This is a genomic window from Microcoleus sp. AS-A8 (assembly GCA_039962225.1).
Classification (GTDB): Bacteria; Cyanobacteriota; Cyanobacteriia; order Cyanobacteriales; family Coleofasciculaceae; genus Allocoleopsis.
The window spans coordinates 42,838-62,284 of the sequence record JAMPKV010000025.1 but is presented as its reverse complement, the minus strand read 5'-3'; the positions used below and the strand labels follow the sequence as shown (position 1 = coordinate 62,284).

General features: G+C 49.5%; 12 protein-coding genes and 1 pseudogene. 9 read left to right on the top strand and 4 right to left on the bottom strand.

Features of this window, described 5'->3' with window-relative positions; translation table 11 throughout:
* Window positions 1–49: 49 nt before the first annotated feature.
* The 5 genes from NDI48_26560 (at window position 50) to NDI48_26540 (ending at window position 5,255) form a co-directional block, all read left to right on the top strand.
* The gene (locus NDI48_26560) at window positions 50–1,129 is read left to right on the top strand and encodes a peptidoglycan-binding protein (GenBank protein MEP0834730.1); all 1,080 of its coding nucleotides are present in this window, start codon (window positions 50–52) and stop codon (window positions 1,127–1,129) included.
* Window positions 1,130–1,293: 164 nt separating this feature from the next.
* Window positions 1,294–1,845, top strand: a complete 552-nt coding sequence (gene pyrR, locus NDI48_26555; protein ID MEP0834729.1) for a bifunctional pyr operon transcriptional regulator/uracil phosphoribosyltransferase PyrR — start codon at window positions 1,294–1,296, stop codon at window positions 1,843–1,845.
* 87 nt (window positions 1,846–1,932) lie between these two features.
* Window positions 1,933–2,961, top strand: coding sequence for a type 2 isopentenyl-diphosphate Delta-isomerase (gene fni, locus NDI48_26550; protein ID MEP0834728.1), 1,029 nt, complete (start codon window positions 1,933–1,935; stop codon window positions 2,959–2,961).
* Between the two features lie 147 nt (window positions 2,962–3,108).
* Complete coding sequence (gene sppA / locus NDI48_26545; GenBank protein MEP0834727.1) at window positions 3,109–4,926, top strand: signal peptide peptidase SppA; 1,818 nt, start codon at window positions 3,109–3,111, stop codon at window positions 4,924–4,926.
* A gap of 92 nt (window positions 4,927–5,018) precedes the next feature.
* Window positions 5,019–5,255, top strand: coding sequence for a hypothetical protein (locus tag NDI48_26540; protein ID MEP0834726.1), 237 nt, complete (start codon window positions 5,019–5,021; stop codon window positions 5,253–5,255).
* 224 nt (window positions 5,256–5,479) lie between these two features.
* Here NDI48_26540 and NDI48_26535 read toward each other — a convergent pair whose 3' ends face one another.
* The 3 genes and pseudogenes from NDI48_26535 to NDI48_26525 form a co-directional block, all read right to left on the bottom strand.
* On the bottom strand, window positions 5,480–6,214 hold the full coding sequence (locus NDI48_26535) for a GDYXXLXY domain-containing protein (protein ID MEP0834725.1): 735 nt from the start codon (window positions 6,212–6,214) through the stop codon (window positions 5,480–5,482).
* 70 nt (window positions 6,215–6,284) lie between these two features.
* Entirely contained in the window at window positions 6,285–7,652 is a 1,368-nt protein-coding gene (locus tag NDI48_26530; GenBank protein ID MEP0834724.1) for a DUF2157 domain-containing protein, read from the bottom strand.
* A gap of 880 nt (window positions 7,653–8,532) precedes the next feature.
* A pseudogene (locus tag NDI48_26525) lies at window positions 8,533–9,189 on the bottom strand (PspA/IM30 family protein).
* A gap of 226 nt (window positions 9,190–9,415) precedes the next feature.
* On the opposite strand from NDI48_26525, the gene NDI48_26520 reads away from it, so the two are divergent.
* The 4 genes from NDI48_26520 to NDI48_26505 all read left to right on the top strand — a co-directional run bounded on the left by NDI48_26520 (window position 9,416) and on the right by NDI48_26505 (window position 18,218).
* Window positions 9,416–10,996, top strand: a complete 1,581-nt coding sequence (locus NDI48_26520; protein MEP0834723.1) for a DUF3370 domain-containing protein — start codon at window positions 9,416–9,418, stop codon at window positions 10,994–10,996.
* 527 nt (window positions 10,997–11,523) lie between these two features.
* Entirely contained in the window at window positions 11,524–16,122 is a 4,599-nt protein-coding gene (gltB, locus tag NDI48_26515) for a glutamate synthase large subunit (GenBank protein MEP0834722.1), read from the top strand.
* Between the two features lie 99 nt (window positions 16,123–16,221).
* On the top strand, window positions 16,222–17,703 hold the full coding sequence (gene gltD, locus NDI48_26510) for a glutamate synthase small subunit (GenBank protein ID MEP0834721.1): 1,482 nt from the start codon (window positions 16,222–16,224) through the stop codon (window positions 17,701–17,703).
* Window positions 17,704–18,005: 302 nt separating this feature from the next.
* Window positions 18,006–18,218, top strand: a complete 213-nt coding sequence (locus NDI48_26505; GenBank protein MEP0834720.1) for a hypothetical protein — start codon at window positions 18,006–18,008, stop codon at window positions 18,216–18,218.
* Between the two features lie 53 nt (window positions 18,219–18,271).
* Here NDI48_26505 and NDI48_26500 read toward each other — a convergent pair whose 3' ends face one another.
* Window positions 18,272–19,387 (bottom strand): acyl-CoA desaturase, encoded by a 1,116-nt coding sequence (locus NDI48_26500; GenBank protein MEP0834719.1) that lies wholly within the window; start codon window positions 19,385–19,387, stop codon window positions 18,272–18,274.
* Window positions 19,388–19,447 lie beyond the last annotated feature (60 nt).

Here is a 19,447-nt window from a genome sequence, read left to right as displayed (position 1 = left end):
ATTAATTATCCCCTGGATGATTGATTAGCAAAAGTCGGGTAGCCAAGCGATGGAAACACTTGCTTACGTACATTTGACAGCATCTTCTGAAAGCCTCGAAAGCGCTCAAAGCAGGTGCTTTGAACAGCTCAACTGGAAAAAACTGCCGAGCTCCGCCTGGATACATCTGGGCGCAATAGCCATCTCCTTAGCTGTGTTGGGGATGGTCAGTAATAGCGCCTTGGCCCTTCAAACCGGCAATCAGGGGTCACAAGTCACGGCGCTTCAGCAAAAGTTGACAGCCACTGGCTTCTACAAGGGACAGATTACTGGATTCTACGGACCGACCACCCAGGAAGCCGTCAGACGATTTCAGCAAGCTCAGGGATTACCTATAGATGGGATTGCAGGACCCAACACGTTGTCGGCTTTATACGGCACGTCTGGCAGTAGTAGCCTGCCCATCGCTATTTTGCTGCGGCGCGGCAGCCGTGGAATTCCTGTCACCCAGTTGCAAAATACCTTAAAAGCCCAAGGATTCTATCAAGGCCCAGTGACGGGCTACTATGGTGGGTTAACTGAGGAAGCGGTGAGAAAATTTCAGCAAGCCCAAGGATTATCTGTCGATGGGATGGCTGGCTCAAAGACCTTGTCAGCTTTAGGGGGTAATTCTGACATCGGTGGCATCCCTACAGGCACACAGCTACAGTTCGGTAACAGCGGTTCTGCTGTAACTCAACTGCAAAATCGGTTAAGCGCTTTAGGTTTCTACAAAGGGCCAATAACTGGATTTTATAGTGAGTTGACCGAGGCCGCTGTCAGAGATTTTCAGCGTTCTAGGGGACTGAGCGTGAATGGCATTGCTGGCCCAACCACCTTGGCGGCATTACAGGGTAATCTTGGGAGTAACTCGACAACGATACTTCAGCGAGGCAGCCAGGGTAAGGCTGTGAGCCAATTACAAAATCGATTGAGAGCTGTGGGGGTCTATCAAGGGCCTGTCACTGGCTACTATGGGGAGTTGACGGAGGCCGCCGTCCGAAAATTTCAGCTCTCTAGAGGATTAAGTGTCAATGGCATTGCTGGCCCAACCACCTTAGGGACATTACAGAAAGTTTCTCCCAATTCTAGTCCTACAGCGATTGCTTAAAGGGGCAACACGAAGCGATCGCAATTCGCCCATTGATACAGCCGAATACGTCCCAAGCGTATAAATATAGTGAGGGCTGGGAAAAATTTCTATCTCTTAGAGATGACAGATAGAATTTTTCTGATGCAGCTTGCCTTTCGCTAGTGATGAACCAACCCATCAGGATGTCTACTCAAATTGTTAATATTCTTTCCGCTGAAGAACTACGCCGCACGGTCAACCGTTTGGCCTCGCAAATCATTGAGCAATCGGGAGATTTGTCTCAATTGGTACTGGTGGGTATTTACACCCGGGGTGTAGTTCTCGCTCAGCTACTAGTGCGTCAGATTGAAGTGTTAGAGCAGGTGTCGGTGCCTTTAGGCGCGCTAGATATTACCTTTTACCGAGATGATTTGGATCAGATTGAACTGCGAACTCCTGCAAAAAGCGATATTGCTTTCGATTTGTCTGGCAAAAAAGTGATTCTTGTCGATGATGTCATTTATAAAGGACGGACGATTCGCGCCGCCCTGAATGCGGTGACGGAATACGGTAGACCCCAAGTGATTCGGTTATTGGTTTTGGTCGATAGAGGTCATCGCGAGTTACCCATTCATCCTGACTTCATCGGTAAGCGTTTATCAACAGCTTCTGAAGAGCAAGTGAAGGTTTATCTCCAAGATATCGATGGGCGCGATGGTGTGGAGTTAATCAGAGTGTCTAAATCGGATTTGTGAGTTTTCAGGGATTCAGCGGGATGACGTGCAAGCTCGATGGGACAATCGAGATTATTCATCAACCTGCCGAGATTCAAATTTTGAGTTATGAGAGAAACCCAGACGCGGAAGGCAGACCACCTAAGGATTTGTCTGGATGAAGACGTGCAATTTTCTAAAAATGCGAATGGATTGGAACGTTACCGCTTCACCCACTGTTGTTTACCCGAACTGAACCGTCGTGAGATTGATCTAACGACCACCTTCTTGGGCAAATCCCTAGGCGCTCCCTTGCTGATTTCTTCGATGACCGGTGGTACACAACAGGCGAAGACGATCAATTTTCGTCTGGCTGAGGTAGCCCAGCAGTATAAGCTTGCGATGGGGGTGGGTTCCCAACGGGTTGCGGTCGAGAATCCCCAAGTTGCCGATACCTTTGCCGTGCGCTCGCTCGCTCCTGATATTCTGTTATTGGCTAATCTCGGTGCTGTCCAACTGAATTACAGTTACGGACTCGATGAGTGTCTGCGCGTCGTTGAACTTTTAGAAGCCGATGCCTTAATTTTGCATCTCAATCCTTTACAGGAGTGCATTCAGCCCAACGGAGACACTAATTTTCGCGGTTTAATTGACAAAATACAAAATTTGTGCAATAAAATCCCAGTCCCCGTGATTGCCAAAGAAGTGGGAAATGGCATCTCAGCCGCTATGGCGCAAAAGCTAATCGAGGCGGGAGTCAGTGCGATTGATGTGGCTGGGGCGGGGGGGACATCTTGGGCGAAGGTAGAAAGTGAGCGAGCCTTAAACGAACAACAGCGCCGCTTGGGATTAACCTTTGCCGACTGGGGACTGCCGACGGCGGAGTGCATTGTCGATATTCGCGCCATCGCCCCAAACATGCCCTTAATTGCCTCTGGGGGATTGCGGAATGGCTTAGATGTGGCAAAGGCGATCGCCTTAGGAGCCGATCTTGGTGGTCTGGCATGGCCCTTCTTACAAGCTGCCGCTGAATCGACCGCAGCCGTCGATGCCTTGGTGCAGTTATTAATTGCCGAACTCACCACAGTTCTTTTTTGCACCGGTAACGCCACTTTAGCTCAGCTCCAGTACTCTAACGCCTTGCAAAAGCTAGCATAAAGGTATAAAGCGTTGGGAATTGCGAATTACGAATTGCAAGTCGAGTTCTTGATTCAAAACTGAGGGCGTAAGGGCACTGCCCTGAGGTAACTCTCCCAACAGTTCATGCTTTACGTTCTACTGACCACTGCCTACTCCTCACTGTCAATGAATCAATTTCTCAAGCAAACTTTTGCAAGCACGATTGGTAGCCTTGCAGGTCTGATTTTGTTTTTTAGCTTAGGAACGGGCGGACTGCTGTTTTTACTGATTGCGGCGGCGGTTAAAGATACGGGCCCCCAAGTTAAAGATAAGTCTGTGCTGATTTTCGATTTGTCTTTAAATATTACCGATAGTGAACCGACTTCCAGCACCAGCGATGCGATTGGGGAAGCACTTTCGGGCGAAAGGGCAAAATCAGTGACCCTACGCACAGTTTTAGATACCCTCGACAAGGCACGTCAAGACAAGCGAATTATCGCCCTCTACCTAGACGGAAGTCGCAACGCTGGTGGCATGAGTACGGGATTGGCAACCCTAAAAGAAGTTCGCCAAGCGCTGGAGCGTTTTAAAGCCACTGGGAAAAAAATCATTGCCTACGATGTGGACTTAGAGAAGCGGGAATATTACCTGAGTTCAGTCGCAGATACACTCGTTCTCAACCCGATGGGAACTGTGGAACTCAATGGCTTTAGCTCTCAGCCCATATTTTATACAGGGGCGATGGAAAAATATGGCATTGGTGTGCAGGTACTCCGGGTAGGAAAATTTAAATCAGCGGTGGAACCGTTCATTCTCAAAAAGCTCAGTCCGGAGAATCGACAACAAACTCAAACGTTATTAAGTACGCTTTGGGGTGAATTTATCACAACGGTTGGGGCAAACCGCAAAATCCCTCCTCAACAGTTACAAGCGATCGCCAATAGTCAAGGGGAGTTTACAGCATCAGAGGCGCGTCAACGTCGCTTGGTGGATCGAGTTGCCTACCTTGATGAGATAGTCGCTGACCTGAAAAAGCTCACCAATAGTGATAAAGAGGATAAATCATTCCGGCAAATTTCCTTTACCAGTTATACCAAAGCTCAAAACCCCGACTTTCAGCCACGCAATTCTAAAAATAAGATTGCCATTGTTTATGCTGAGGGTGAAATCGTTGATGGTCAAGGCAGTGTGCAGCAGGTCGGGGGTGACACCTTTGCCAAACGGCTGCGTGAAGTGCGGCAGGATGAAGACGTAAAGGCGGTGGTGTTACGAATCAATAGTCCTGGGGGTAGTGTCACCGGTTCGGAGAGGATTCAACGGGAGGTCGTCCTGACTCATAAAGAAAAGCCGGTGATTGTCTCCATGGGAGACTATGCCGCCTCTGGTGGCTACTGGATTGCGACGGGAGCGGATCATATTTTTGCCGAACCCAATACAATTACCGGTTCCATTGGCGTTTTTGGGTTGCAGTTTAATATCCAAAAGCTGGGTACCGATAATGGCCTGAGTTGGGATGTGGTTAAAACCAGCCAGTTTGCGGACAGCCGCACTATTTCTCGCCCCAAAACTCCCCAAGAGTTAGCGATCGCGCAAAAAATCGTCAATCAGATTTATGATCAATTTCTCGACAAGGTAGCACAGGCTCGAAAACTGCCGAAACAAAAGGTCGCACAAATTGCTCAGGGACGTGTTTGGTCAGGTCAAGAAGCCAAGCAGTTGGGTTTGGTGGATAAGTTTGGCGGCATTGAGGATGCCATCCAATATGCAGCCAAGCAAGCCGAGCTGGGCGAGGATTGGGAAGTGGAAGAGTATTCACAATCTCAGAGTTTGGAAGAACGGATTTTGAAGAAACTGATCGGCAAGGTAAGCGCCCAAAACCCGAAAATTTCTGATCCACTGACGGCAGAATTTATAAAATTACAAGGAGATTTGGCCATTTTCCAAGCTCTGAACGACCCTAAAAGCATTTATGCTCGTCTGCCTTTTAACTGGCGAATTGATTAATCTACTAAAATTCAGTGAAATTACGGTTACATTTGGCGAGAAGATGGGTAAAGTAGATGAATACCACCAATTAAAACTTTACACATCTATCCATGGGTATAAAAAACAAGCGCTTCCTGATTCTGATTGCAACCTGTAGTGTAGCTGGCGTCATTCTGGGAGGAACGGCGAGCTGGGCCTCTACCAATCAGTGCTTGCAAGCTGAGCATCTGACGAGCGAGTGCCTAACCCAAGATCCAGTGACCAAAACCGTTCAAGGTATGAGTGTTGGCTTATTAGCAGGCGCGGGCGCGGCGGTTGGTGCAGCTTTCCAAGTGAAGCGTCAGTGATAGATGGGGGGATTGGGTTGAAGGTTGTTCGCGTAGCGTTCCCCGTAGGGGTAGGTTTGAAGGTTTGAACGCATCAACCTCTTTTGCCTGCCAACGTTCAACTTTCAACTCAGAACTTACGCAGCTATACCATCTCTAGCGGTCATATGCGTTACGCTACGCTAACCCACCGGACAAATAGAGACTTTGTGTAAGCCCTCACCTCTCCTTCGAGTCTCCAATAATCAAAAGCGATAGTTGCGAATCCCCTGTTTTGAGCCTTGACTCACCCGCGCCCAAAGGCTGACTGGGACACTTTCACCTTGGGCACTGACCTTAATTTCCATCAGAACGGGCGGTTTGGGTGGTCGCTGACTTGGCTCCACAGGCTGTAAAATTTGAGATGACTCGTTGGAGCTGTTGGAACGAGCTGCACGTAAATCAGCGTTAATCTGATCCCGTTGATCTTCAGGGATGTAGTAAGTTTCCAGTCCATACTCGACAAAGCCATGTTTAGCCAAGCCTTTGAGAGCCACTTGATTAGCCGGTAGTTGGGACGGGCTAAAGCGGCTGACGGCTATAGGTTTCCAAGCTTTTGGCAGTTGAGTTGAAGCCGAAGTTTTGGGCGCGTTTGGTTCTTGCAAAATTACATAGACGTAAGTACCTGGCTTGATAAAGGTTAGTTCCTTCCCATTAGCCGGGTTCTTGGGCAATTCCTGCCAACCTGGAAGCTTACGTAAATTGTCTTGAATCGAAATGTCATATCTTAACGTCTGGGAGTAGCCCCGTAAGAGTTCGTAAGGGTCTACGGGTATGGTTTGGAGGATAACGGTTTTGCCAGTCAGTTGAGTGTACACGGCTTGAGCTGGTACGGCAAGAATCAGCGCGGTTTGAAATAAAAGAGGTACCCAAAATCGCCAGATAGATATGGGACGAGGAGATTCAGGTGTGGGAGGGGGAGATTCTGAGGTAGCAGTCACGAGTTGAACGTTGAGAGTTGGCAGGTTGAAAGTTTAACCTTCAAACCTTCAAACCTTCAACCTTGAACCCCTAACTCCTCATGGTTCGGACGTAACGCTCAAACCATAAGCCGGCGGCAATCACACCCAAACCGCACAAGAGTAAGACGAAGGATTTAAACAGTAAATCGGTGTTATATTCCAGCATTCGACTGAAAATCTGTAGAGTTAGTAGCACCATCCCACCCCAAAATAAGCGACGCTGCCCCTGTGACAATCCTTCACGGATTAAACCCACCGCCAGCAGAAATAAGAGTAGGTTGAAGATTAGTACCGCCACGGTTGGACTTCTACTGATGTTTAGATGCCAATAGGGAACGAAGGCGCTGAGGATAATCATGCTAGCTACAAGGCTTGTTGTCAGATTGACTCGACGCAACAGCAACAGTCGCCCCCATTCCCAGAGAGTCAAGCCGCTTAAAAGCAGGATATCGACTTGCAAAGGCAACGGTAGTGTTGAGCTGACATCAGCAGACAGTCCTGATGGGGTGTTCCATATACCCAGGAAGGATAGGACATAAAACAGAAGACTGAGAAAGGTGACGGCAAGAGTACGGGCTATGCCATCGAATGACTCGTCTGTCGGTGGAATTTTCCAAAGCGAATCACTATAAGCCCATAAAAGTGCAGGGGGTAGGGCACAAGCGATCGCAGCCATCCAACCGGATGAACCCACCACATCCAGGCGAATTAAGCTAGCCTCTAGGGAAAAAACCATCGCGACAAGGGCAATGCGAAAAATCCAGCGCGATCGGCACCAGTAAGCTAGAGGGATAAACATTAAACCACCTAACACGGGCATATATTGCACCATCAGTCGCAGCCAAGAAAACTCGCCTAGAGTGCCAAATTCTGACGAACCCCACAGAGACGTCAAATACCCTAGCCCAATTAAGAGGGCTGACAACATGCCCAACAACGTCAACCGTAGGCAATAAGCCATCGCTAAGACGCCCAAACCCCAAACCAGATACAACTGATACAGCAACCCACTCTGATGAAACATTTGGGACATCAGCGCCATATTCGCCCCTAGTACCAGCGCCCCTAAGACTAATAAGCCCTGTCCCAAGCGGCGTTGCCATCCCTCAGTCGGGCGTCGCCATAGGTAGAAGCCAGCGGTGTTGATGCCCACAAATCCACTCAACAGTAAGATAACCTTCAGTCCCCGTGACCATGCTTGCCAATTCGCAGCGACAAAGGTGATGATGGCTAAGCCTAACAGGACACTACCCAGTCCCAGCAAAATAATGATGAAACGGTTACGGGCAGACGCTTCAATGTCACTGAATAGGTAGCGTTGGGATAGTTGTTCGTACAAAAAATCATCAATTAATTCCTCAGTGCGCCATTGCTCTACTTCTTGGCGTAACTGGCGACGAAATTTCTCGGAAAGCATAACAACCTCGGCTGGAGAGTCTGTGTAGGCAGACCTAATCCATTATGATGAGATGTTGGCATGGCTTCTGTTTTTGGTTTGATGATAAGCGATCGCCTAACTATTCATCTATTTAGATAGCGCAGTGCTAACGCACTGGTGAAAGTCTGGGTGCGTTAGCGTTTGCTGTGAACCAATGATTTAATCAGAATCTGCCGACTCAAAACGCTCATGACCTCACCGGGGTTGGATGTCGGTTGCAGGGGACTCCACGCGGTAACTTCGGCAAATCCTCGGCTGTACAAGGTGCGAATTGTATTTAGGTGAGTTAGTTGAGAATGAAGAGTAGGGGCACAATAATATCGTGCCCTAGTGGGGTTTCGATTGTCAGTGGAAGTGCGATCGCACTGACCAGCAATTTAAATGAGATCGTAGGGCTAGGGTAAACTCTTCAAAGATTGTCGATCTGTTCTCGTAGTGCGTCCAATTCGGCGTCAACTGCTGAATTAGAAGAGGGAGAGGATGGTGGTTCGTTGCCTTCGTCCTCCTCAGCCTCAACAAATTTTTCAACTGTTATCTTGACTTCTTCCAGAACCGCTAAATTTTTCTTGAGAATCTCAATAACCGTTTCTTGTTGTTCTAATTGAGACTTGAGGACATCGGCAAGTTTCTCTTGAGCGGCTTCACTTATCAAAGCTTGCATCGCTGAAGTCTGATCGCCTTTGAGTGCAGCCTCTAAAGCCTTTTTGTGGGAAGTGTTAATTTCTGTTTTGGCTTGAGCGTGTTGATTTGAAATCTGACTTTGCTTGGCTGTCGCATTAGTGATGGCATTGCGAGTATCTCGGATAGCTTTTTCTATAATTTGAGCCTCTTTAGGCTTGCGTGATAGACATGGATTCAGCAACTGCTCTTTCATCTTCTCCAATTCATCATCGAAATCAAAGTCACTGCTCGGTTCCAGCCGTTCAGATTCTTTTTCTAAGTTATAACTAACCAGCTCATACGCCGCCTTAGAACGAGCCTCCAACTCTAAAACTTTGTCTTCAATCCGCTCAAAAGCCGCCATTGCCGAGCTGGTACTCAGCCGACCAATTGTGCTTTGCAACTGCTCGTTCGCCTTAGCCGCCGCTGCACGGGACTTGAGCATATCCTTCTTGGTCTTAGCCTCAGAAATTTTGCTTTCCAAGGCTATCAAGTTCTTATTGAGGGTGTCCACCTGAATAGTTTGCTGCTGTAGCTGACTTTTCAGTTTGGCGGCAGCTTCAGCAACAGCTTTCTTACGAATTAGTGCCTCCCGCGCCAGGTTTTCATCCTCTTTGCTGAGCGCGAGTTGGGCGCGGTTTTGCCAGTTGTTGGTCTCGGCTTGATTTTTGTTGTATTGTTGCTCAGTGCGTTTTTGAGTAGCAATAGCCCTGGCAACGGCTTGGCGTAGCTGGATCAGGTCTTCTTGCATATTAATAATGGCTTGTTCCAGAATTGCTTCTGGATTTTCAGCGTTCTCAATCATGTCGTTGAGATTTGCTCTGACTACTCGACTAAGGCGGTCAAATAATCCCATTAATTTGCTCCTTTTTGTGTGTTTTTAGAATTCAATAAAGACCAAGATATCGATATAGCCTTGTGGCAAATGCCCTTAGTCCGCTAGTTGTAAATGTTCTATCTTTATAGTTCCCATTGAGAATCGTGTTCTAACAAGCCACGACACAATATTTCCTACAGTAGGAAGCGAACGCTCGTTTCAGCCCAAAAGCATTTTTAGCGTAGCCTCTTGTAGGCAGGAACTTATGAGGACAATTGATAGTCATCTTGCAGCGCAGGAGTACAATTTACCTCAATGGCTCACCCAATCTGGTGAAGGCGCTGTGGAATCAGACAGAAGAAAATCGAATAATCGGTGTCAGGCTTCAATTCTTATGACTGAGAAAAAAATTCATCTTCCTCCTATCATTTACTTTCTACTTCTTGCTTTTGTAGGTGGTGGTGGCTATTGGTTATTCGCCCAAAAATCTGCACCTCTTTCAGAAGCCTTAGCCCAAACAACACCCACACCGAAGCCGACACCTCAAATCATCGTACAACCCCAACCCGTGAAAGCTTTACCCGGTCAGTTGGATACAGTGCCGATGTTTAATAGTAATAGCCCGGAATGGGTGAAGACTGAAGGAATTTTACTCTCTACCTTTCCCCCAACTGGAAAAGCTGAAAAAGCCGCTCATCTCAACTTTCCGTTTCAGGGACGATTTGATGTATTTATCCACCATCAAACGCACACTCCCAAGGATTTGCAGACGTTTTATCTAGGAGTAATTTTACATAATCCAGGAAAACAACCCGTAACAGTGGATGTGTTGCAAGGGGCGACTTATCTGACGCAGGAAGCACCTTACATTCCCTTACCAACCTATCAAGAAAATCCGAACAATACGGTTTATGCTGGCCCAGGCGATCGCGCTGTAAACGACGTACTCCAAGGTAAACGACAGGCTGATTTTCCAGCAAAATTGGTGATTCCACCGGGACAAAGCCGGATGTTGCTGAATCATCCCACACCTGTGCGGAATTTAGAAAAGCCAATCAATGGGCGATCGGCCCTGATGCGATTAAACAGTAATGGTCAGGTTTATGCCGCCAGTTTAACCATGTTTGCCAAAAAAAATCCAGATGGAAGAGACAAGGTACCCACTTTAGAAGAATGGCAAACTCTCCTGAATACAGGCCGTTTAGCAGGGCCACGGGATAAAGCTCCCACTCCCCCAGAACAGACCAGTGGTCAACTCATTTATGGTCGTGTTGCGGGTGTGCAACAAGGCTCAAAGTGGCAGGCGCTGATTGTTGATAGCCCTACAGCTAAAGATTTCACCATTCCTCAATCCGGTCAAGCTGTTTCCTATGGTCTCAATACCCTGCGAGGAGGGCGATTGGGTACCAATCAAAATCAGACAGCACGGATGCTTGTGCGTTATCCTGACACGGCCTATGAAGCCCACGGAAACTATGCTGTTGAATACAACCTGAACATACCTCTTTATAATCCCACCGAGCAACCCCAAAAGGTTACTCTAACCGTTGAAACTCCTTTAAAAGAGGAGAAATTGAGCCGGGGGGGACTCCTTTTCCAAAAACCACCCCGCGATTGGCCATTCTTGCGAGGGACTGTCCGCCTACGTTACAAGGATGATCAAGGTCAGGAAAAGACTCGCTATGTGCATTTATGGCACCGCACGAGTGAGGTGTTGGAACCCTTGGAGACGTTGACAATGCCGCCCGGAAGTCGTAAATCGGTGCAAATAGACTTCATTTATCCTCCTGATTCAACACCGCCACATGTACTAACAATTAGAACTCTAGATAGTCGTATTCCGTGATTGTTTATATTACTTTTTAGAGCATATATAACAATCCTATTGAGTTACTTTCCTGGGGCTGTTCAGATACCCGACTTTTTCAAGAATTCGGGTATCTCGGTAGCTTTTTTAGGTGTATATACTCATTTTGCTTGAATAACTAAACTTCAGTTTTGCAGGGATTCAAACCTTACGTATCAATATCTGTTAGCACCAAAGACTGAAAAGATTAAAAGTTATTGTCTCTAACGACAAAACAGAATTTGTCACCCCTAAAGAATTAACGTAAAATTCTACGGATGTTGTCAAAAAGCGTGTAATATTTGCTGGAAAATTTCAGAACTTCACCGACTGGCTTACCTAGGTCTGAGTTATAGCGCTCATAGGTGTCGCCTTTGAGCGTTGCATGAGCCCGACGGTAGCAGATCTGACAATTTCCTTAAGATCTGAAACTACATGCCTCTCTCGTTAGAGAATCCTGACTAGCTAGAGTTGACAGCTTCCCGCCGTCTAGATGAAACTCTCTTTACTACTTTTAGGCCATCAAAATGAACAGCAACAAACTGCCACCAAAACAGGGCCTATACGATCCACAGTTTGAACACGACGCATGTGGTGTCGGGTTCATCGTGCACATGAAGGGGAAGAAGTCGCACGAGATCGTAGAGCAGGCACTGACGATCCTCTTAAACCTCGACCACCGAGGTGCGTGTGGTTGTGAAACCAATACGGGTGACGGAGCAGGCATTTTGATGCAAGTGCCGCACAAGTTCCTGAAAAAGGTGGCAGCCGCCCAAAGCATCACACTGCCAGAAGCGGGTGAGTATGGCGTGGGTATGATCTACTGCTCGCCCGATCCGGCTGAGCGAGAGCAGAGTCGGCGGATTTTTGAAAAAATTGTAGCTGACGAAGGTCAGCAGGTTCTAGGCTGGCGCGATGTACCCACGGATAACTCGTCGCTGGGTAACACCGCGAAATCGAGCGAACCGTTCATGGAGCAGGTGTTCATCCAGCGCAACCCTGACCTGCCTGACGACATGGCGTTCGAGCGGAAGCTCTACGTCATCCGCAAGCGCTCTCACACAGCCATCCGCGCCACCCACATTGACCCCTATTGGTATCCCTCCAGTTTGTCGTGCCGCACAATCGTTTACAAAGGCATGTTGATGCCGGTACAGGTGGGGTTGTATTACCCAGAACTCCACGATCCGGATATGGAAAGTGCCTTGGGACTGGTACACTCTCGGTTCAGCACCAATACCTTCCCAAGCTGGGAGCGCAGTCACCCCTATCGCTACATCGCCCATAACGGTGAAATCAACACGCTACGGGGCAACATCAACTGGATGCACGCTAGGCAGTCGCTCTTCGAGTCGGACTTATTTGGCGAGGACATGAAGAAGATTCAGCCGGTGATCAACATGGACGGCAGTGACTCGCTGATCTTCGACAATGCCATGGAATTGCTCGTACTGGCAGGGCGATCGCTTCCCCATGCGATGATGATGATGATTCCCGAACCGTGGACAGCCCACGAGTCGATGAGCGACGAGAAAAAGGCATTCTACGAATACCACTCCTGTCTGATGGAACCGTGGGATGGCCCAGCCTCGATCGCGTTCACCGATGGCACCATGATGGGCGCGGTACTTGACCGCAACGGTTTGCGTCCATCACGTTACTACGTCACCAAAGATGACCTAGTGATCATGGCCTCCGAAGCCGGTGTATTGCCCATTGAACCAGAGCGCGTGGCTCTCAAAGGTCGCCTGCAACCCGGACGGATGTTCCTGGTGGACATGGAAGAGGGTCGCATCGTCGCCGATGAAGAGATCAAAAATAAAATTGCCACGGAACACCCTTATCGCGAGTGGATCAACCAACACATGGTCGAACTCGCGCAGGTTAAGGATGCACCCGTAGCGGACACCGGGGCAGACACAGAAATCCCAGCCCTACTCCAGCGCCAGATGGCCTTCGGTTATACCTTTGAGGAGCTACGCTTGCTGCTGACGCCAATGGCTCGCGATGGGGTTGAGGCGGTGGGTGCGATGGGTGCGGATACCCCCCTAGCTGTTCTGTCTGACCGACCCAAACTGCTTTACGAGTATTTCCAGCAACTGTTTGCCCAGGTCACAAACCCGCCCATCGATTCCATCCGAGAAGAGATTATCACCTCGGCGGAGACAACCATTGGTTCGGAACGCAACTTGCTCAAGCCTGAACCGGAGAGTTGTCATCTGATCGAGCTGAAAACACCCATCCTCAGCAACGAAGAACTGGCGAAGCTCAAGCACATCAACGAGGGTCAGTTTAAGTCCGTTACCCTGCCGATTCTGTTCGACCCGAAACAGGGTGTGAAGGGACTGGAAACGGCGATGGAAGAAATTTGCGCCCAGGCGAACCGTGCCATTGAAGCAGGCGTGAACCTGATCATCCTTAGCGATCGCGGTGTGAACCCAGACAACGCCCCCATTCCAGCCTTGATGGCAGTTTCCGGGCTGCATCACCACCTGATCCGCGAAGGCACACGCACTAGAGTGGGACTCGTCCTCGAATCGGGTGAACCCCGCGAGGTGCATCATTATGCAACCCTGATCGGCTACGGCTGCGGCGCGATCAATCCCTATCTCGCCTTCGAGACGATCGACGACATGATTCACGAAGGCTTGCTGGTTAACATTGACCACAAAACCGCCTGTAAGAACTACGTCAAAGCCGCGACGAAGGGTGTGGTGAAGGTCGCCTCAAAGATTGGTATTTCGACGATTCAGAGCTATCGGGGTGCCCAGATTTTCGAGGCGATTGGACTCAACCAATCGGTGATTGACAAATACTTTACCTGGACAGCATCACGGATTCAGGGGGCAGACCTGGAAGTCATCGCCCAAGAAGCGATTTTACGGCACTCTCACGCCTTCCCTGACCGTCCAGCCAATGCTAACACTCTTGATGTCGGTGGTGAATACCAGTGGCGTAAAGGTGGAGAGGCGCACCTATTCAGTCCGGAGACCATCCACACGCTGCAAAAGGCAGTACGGGTCGGCAGTTACGACCTTTACAAGCAATATGCAGGGCTGGTGAATGAGCAGAACCAAAGGCACTTCACGCTGCGCGGATTGCTGGAATTCAAGCCGCGCGAACCCGTGCCCATTGAGGAAGTGGAACCCGTCGAGGCGATCGTCAAGCGCTTTAAAACGGGTGCGATGAGCTACGGTTCCATCTCGAAGGAGACACACGAGGCCCTAGCGATCGCCATGAATCGTCTCGGCGGCAAATCCAACACCGGTGAAGGGGGCGAAGACCCGGATCGTTATACTTGGACGAATGAGCGGGGCGACTCCAAGAACAGCGCGATCAAACAAGTTGCCTCCGGTCGCTTTGGTGTAACCAGCCTCTATTTGTCCCAAGCCAAGGAACTCCAGATCAAGATGGCGCAGGGCGCAAAACCGGGTGAAGGTGGACAGCTTCCGGGCAAAAAGGTGTATCCGTGGATCGCTAAGGTGCGCCACTCCACCCCAGGCGTGGGACTGATTTCGCCACCGCCGCACCACGACATCTACTCCATCGAAGACCTCGCCGAGTTGATTCACGACTTGAAGAACGCCAACCGCGAGGCACGGGTGAGTGTCAAGTTGGTGTCCGAGGTGGGCGTCGGCACCATTGCTGCTGGTGTGTCCAAAGCCCACGCTGATGTTGTCCTGATTTCCGGTTACGACGGCGGTACAGGCGCATCACCCCAGACCTCGATCAAGCACGCCGGATTGCCTTGGGAACTGGGACTGGCGGAAACCCACCAGACGCTAGTCCTGAACAACTTGCGCTCGCGGATTGTGGTCGAAACCGATGGTCAGATGAAGACAGGACGCGACGTGGTGATTGCCGCACTACTCGGTGCTGAGGAGTTCGGGTTTGCCACCGCCCCTCTGGTCACCCTCGGCTGCATCATGATGCGTGTGTGCCACCTGAACACTTGCCCAGTTGGCGTCGCCACGCAAGACCCGCAACTGCGTCAAAACTTCACGGGCGATCCGGAACACACCGTAAACTTCATGAAGTTCATCGCGCAGGAAGCCCGCGAACTCATGGCAGAACTCGGTTTCCGTACCCTCAATGAAATGGTCGGTCGCACCGATATACTTGAGCCAAAGAAAGCTGTGGAGCATTGGAAAGCGAAGAACCTCGACCTCTCGAAGATTCTTTATCAGCCGGAAGTTGGGCCAGAGGTGGGTCGCTATTGTCAAATCCCCCAAGACCACGGACTTGACAAATCTCTCGATATAACCACTCTGCTCGACTTGTGCCAACCGGCGATCGAGAAGGGCGAAAAAGTGAAAGCCACGTTACCGATTAAGAACGTGAACCGTGTGGTTGGCACCATCCTCGGTAACGAAATCACCAAGCGCCACTGGGAGGGACTGCCAGAAGACACGGTACATTTGCATTTCCAGGGCAGTGCAGGCCAAAGTTTTGGCGCATTCGTACCAAAAGGTGTGACCCTCGAACTCGAAGGGGATGCCAATGACTACTTGGGCAAGGGTCTGAGCGGCGGTAAAATCATTCTCTATCCGCCCGTGGCTTCTACGTTTGTTGCTGAGGAAAACATCATTGCCGGTAATGTTGCCTTCTATGGGGCAACGGGTGGCGAAGCCTACATCCGAGGGATGGCAGGTGAGCGTTTCTGCGTCCGCAACTCCGGCGTGAACACCGTGGTTGAAGCGGTCGGTGACCATGGCTGCGAATATATGACTGGCGGTAAAGTTGTTGTGCTGGGGGCGACCGGTCGCAACTTCGCCGCAGGCATGAGTGGTGGCGTTGCCTATATCCTCGATGAGACGGGCGACTTTGCCACACGTTGCAATCAGCAAATGGTTGGGCTGGAAAGCCTCGAAGACGCGGAAGAGATCGACGACTTGTACCAGATGATTCAGCGCCACGCCGACTACACCGGGAGCCAGAAAGCCTCCAAAGTGCTTGCCTCCTGGAAAGACATGGTGCCGAAGTTCGTCAAGGTGATGCCGAAGGATTACAAGCGTGTGTTGCAGGCGATTGAGAAGGCGATCGCAGCCGGTTTGAGTGGTGATGATGCGCTGACGGCGGCGTTTGAAGAAAACGCCCGCGATGTTGCCCGAATTGGCGGCAGCTAGGGATTAGTCTCCCAGACAAGGGGCTTAAGCCCCTTGTTAGACCGCAAGGCTGGGGGCGTAGTTCATTACACTGACACTAATTTCAACTGAGACAATATCATGGGAAAACCAACTGGCTTCATCGAATTCTTGCGGGAATCACCCTCTGAACTTGCGCCCCTCGATCGCATTCACAACTGGGACGAATTCCACCTACACATGCCAGAGGAGAATCTCCGCACCCAAGGCTCACGCTGTATGGATTGCGGCATTCCCTTTTGCCACACGGGCACCCTAATCAGCGGCATGGCGAGTGGTTGCCCCATCAATAACCTGATCCCCGAATGGAACGACCTCGTCTATCGCGGACTTTGGCGCGAGGCACTGGATCGCCTGCACAAAACGAATAACTTCCCCGAATTTACCGGTCGCGTCTGTCCCGCACCCTGTGAAGGCTCCTGTGTACTGGGTATTAATAACCCCCCCGTCACCATTAAGAACATCGAGTACTCGATTATCGAAAAAGGATGGGATGAAGGCTGGATTACACCCGAACCCCCAGCCAAGCGCACCGGGAAAAAAGTGGCGGTGATTGGCTCCGGCCCTGCGGGTTTGAGTGCGGCGGCTCAGCTTAACAAAGCGGGTCATTGGGTCACTGTGTTTGAACGTGCCGACCGTCCGGGAGGGCTGCTGATGTATGGCATCCCCAACATGAAACTGGACAAGGAGCAAGTCGTTTTGCGCCGCCTCAACGTGCTTGAGGAAGAAGGCGTGAAGTTTGTCTGCAACACCGAAGTCGGTAAAGACTTACCAGTGGAAAATCTCCTCAAGGAATTCGACGCCGTCATGCTCTGCACGGGTGCCACAAAGCCTCGTGACCTGCCTATCGAAGGGCGTGATTTGAAAGGCATCCACTTTGCCATGGACTTCTTGACGGCAAACACTAAGGCAGTTCTGGACAAGCAATCCCATAGCCCCCTCTCGGCTGAAGGCAAGGATGTGGTGATCATTGGCGGTGGTGACACTGGTACCGACTGCGTGGGTACGTCGATTCGCCACGGCTGTAACAGCCTCGTACAACTGGAAATTTTGCCCCAACCCCCATCGCAACGGGCAACTGACAACCCGTGGCCTGAATGGCCCAAAGTTTACAAAATGGACTACGGACAGGAGGAAGCTGCTGCCAAGTTCGGTGCCGACCCCCGTACCTATCTCACCACTGCGACCAAGTTCGAGGGCGACGACAACGGCAATGTCAAAGCCGTCCATACCGTACAAGTTCAGTGGGAGAAAAACGAGAAAGGCCAGTTCATTCCGAAACATGTCCCTGGCACTGAAAAAGTCTTACCTGCACAACTTGTCCTACTGGCAATGGGCTTCCTCGGCCCTGAGCAACCCCTGCTCGATGCCCTCGGCCTTGAACGCGACCCACGCAGCAATGTAAAAGCCGACTACGGTAAATACGCCACCAGTATCCCTGGAGTCTTCGCGGCGGGTGACTGCCGTCGGGGTCAAAGCCTTGTCGTTTGGGCGTTTAACGAAGGGCGGGGTGCAGCGCGTGAGTGCGACCTTTACCTGATGGGTAGTACCGACCTGCCTTGAGGACAATTCTGTTCAATCTCTAGCAAACTCTTCATCGAGATTCTGGTGATTGGAAGGTGGATTGTCACCTAAAAAGGCACAGGGCAGAAGGCAGAAGGCAGAAGGAATGCATAAGAGAACTTTGCCCACGACTTTTATGGAGTAAGGGTGTGAAGCCTATCAACAAATCTTTGATTTAGTGGCTTCCAATTGAGAGGGGTCACAATTCCTCAACAATTGGTACATAAGAGTCTTCTTTCTTTGGCCTGCTGCCTTCTTGAAAGATCCAATATGTTGTTGAGATCGTTACAAGGAAGGGAATTATGGTTCTGATCTCTCCTCAAACTGTCTATGAAAACCTGAAACTTCTGGAGGATTTAGATGTTGCAAGTAGTGCGTTCTATCGGCAACTAGCTCAAGATGTGTTAGCAGACCCAAAAGTGACGTTGGTCTGGCGACAGGCGATCGCAGATCGGCTCAACCGAGCCAACCATCGCTTGGAAAGGGTGACTGTTGGCGAAAATGATAGCTACTAAAGTTTAACGCTGAGAACAAGCTGGCTCCATAAGGAGCCAGCCGATGTCATCTTTTATACAGTTGAATTCACAACACTGACAGACTTCGCTGTCTTAGGCGAACGTCCTAGTGCTTTCAACCAGCGATAATTAGAACTCAAAATTCCTCCAAAGGTTTCATACACCTTATATTCCACCCCGAATTCTTGGCTAACTTCTTGCACAATTTTGGCGATTTTGGGGTAATGAATATGACAAACTTTGGGAAATAGGTGATGAATCGCTTGATAATTGAGTCCACCGACATACCAATTGATGAATCGGTTTTTCGGAGCAAAGTCTACTGTTGTCTTTAATTGGAAAATCGCCCATTCATCTTCAATTTTGACGACCTCCGACTCAGTGGTTAAGAACTCGGCTGAATCCAGCACATGAGCCAGCATAAAGACGATATTAATGACCAACCCATAGGTCATAAAGGTAAGCGCTACACCCAGAAATACTTGCCAGGGGGTATATCCCACAGCTAAGGGGATACCAATCACGTAACCCAGCCAAATAACTTTAAATCCCAGTAGCGTAATCTTCTCTGAAAGTTTGGGTGTTGGGATGAAATGCTCGTGGTATTTGCCCTTTCGTAAAATCAAATCTACATCGCAGTAAGACCAATAGAGAGGGACAAAACAATAAATGAACCAGATGTAAATATGCTGAAACCGATAGTACCAGCGGTATTTTTGTGTAGGATACATTCTCACCCAGCCATCCCCATCGATTTCAACATCATGACCAGGAATATTGGTATAAGTATGATGCAGAACGTTATGACGATATCTCCATAAATAACTGGAAAGCCCCATAAAATCGTATGTCAAACCCAAAATGGAATTGACATATTTATTGTTGGAATATCCTCCATGGTTGGCATCATGACCCACATTAAAGACAAATCCCGCCATTGCAAAAGCGAGAATCACGCAGCCGACTAATCTCATCCAACCTGATACAGGAGCGAAAAGTATGAATGTCCAAGCTGAGATCATCCACGCCAACAGAATGGCTGTTTTAAGGTACATTGCCGGATTATCTCTAGGGGAAATATTTTCAGATTTAAAATAATCCTTAACTCTTCGATTTAGTTCTTTTCTAAATCCAATTTCCTTGGCAAAAGTGATTTTAGCTTGTTCCATGTTATCCAATAGACACAAAGACCTGTAGTATAACCTGTCTACACACCACATCTAGGAAGC

Bases quoted from the DNA above. Each gene is read 5' to 3' on its own strand.
- NDI48_26560 (MEP0834730.1), top strand. From the start codon at position 50: ATGGAAACACTTGCTTACGTACATTTGACAGCATCTTCTGAAAGCCTC.
- pyrR (MEP0834729.1), top strand. From the start codon at position 1,294: ATGTCTACTCAAATTGTTAATATTCTTTCCGCTGAAGAACTACGCCGC.
- fni (MEP0834728.1), top strand. From the start codon at position 1,933: ATGAGAGAAACCCAGACGCGGAAGGCAGACCACCTAAGGATTTGTCTG.
- sppA (MEP0834727.1), top strand. From the start codon at position 3,109: ATGAATCAATTTCTCAAGCAAACTTTTGCAAGCACGATTGGTAGCCTT.
- NDI48_26540 (MEP0834726.1), top strand. From the start codon at position 5,019: ATGGGTATAAAAAACAAGCGCTTCCTGATTCTGATTGCAACCTGTAGT.
- NDI48_26530 (MEP0834724.1), bottom strand. From the start codon at position 7,652: ATGCTTTCCGAGAAATTTCGTCGCCAGTTACGCCAAGAAGTAGAGCAA.
- NDI48_26520 (MEP0834723.1), top strand. From the start codon at position 9,416: ATGAGGACAATTGATAGTCATCTTGCAGCGCAGGAGTACAATTTACCT.
- gltB (MEP0834722.1), top strand. From the start codon at position 11,524: ATGAACAGCAACAAACTGCCACCAAAACAGGGCCTATACGATCCACAG.
- gltD (MEP0834721.1), top strand. From the start codon at position 16,222: ATGGGAAAACCAACTGGCTTCATCGAATTCTTGCGGGAATCACCCTCT.
- NDI48_26505 (MEP0834720.1), top strand. From the start codon at position 18,006: ATGGTTCTGATCTCTCCTCAAACTGTCTATGAAAACCTGAAACTTCTG.
- NDI48_26500 (MEP0834719.1), bottom strand. From the start codon at position 19,387: ATGGAACAAGCTAAAATCACTTTTGCCAAGGAAATTGGATTTAGAAAA.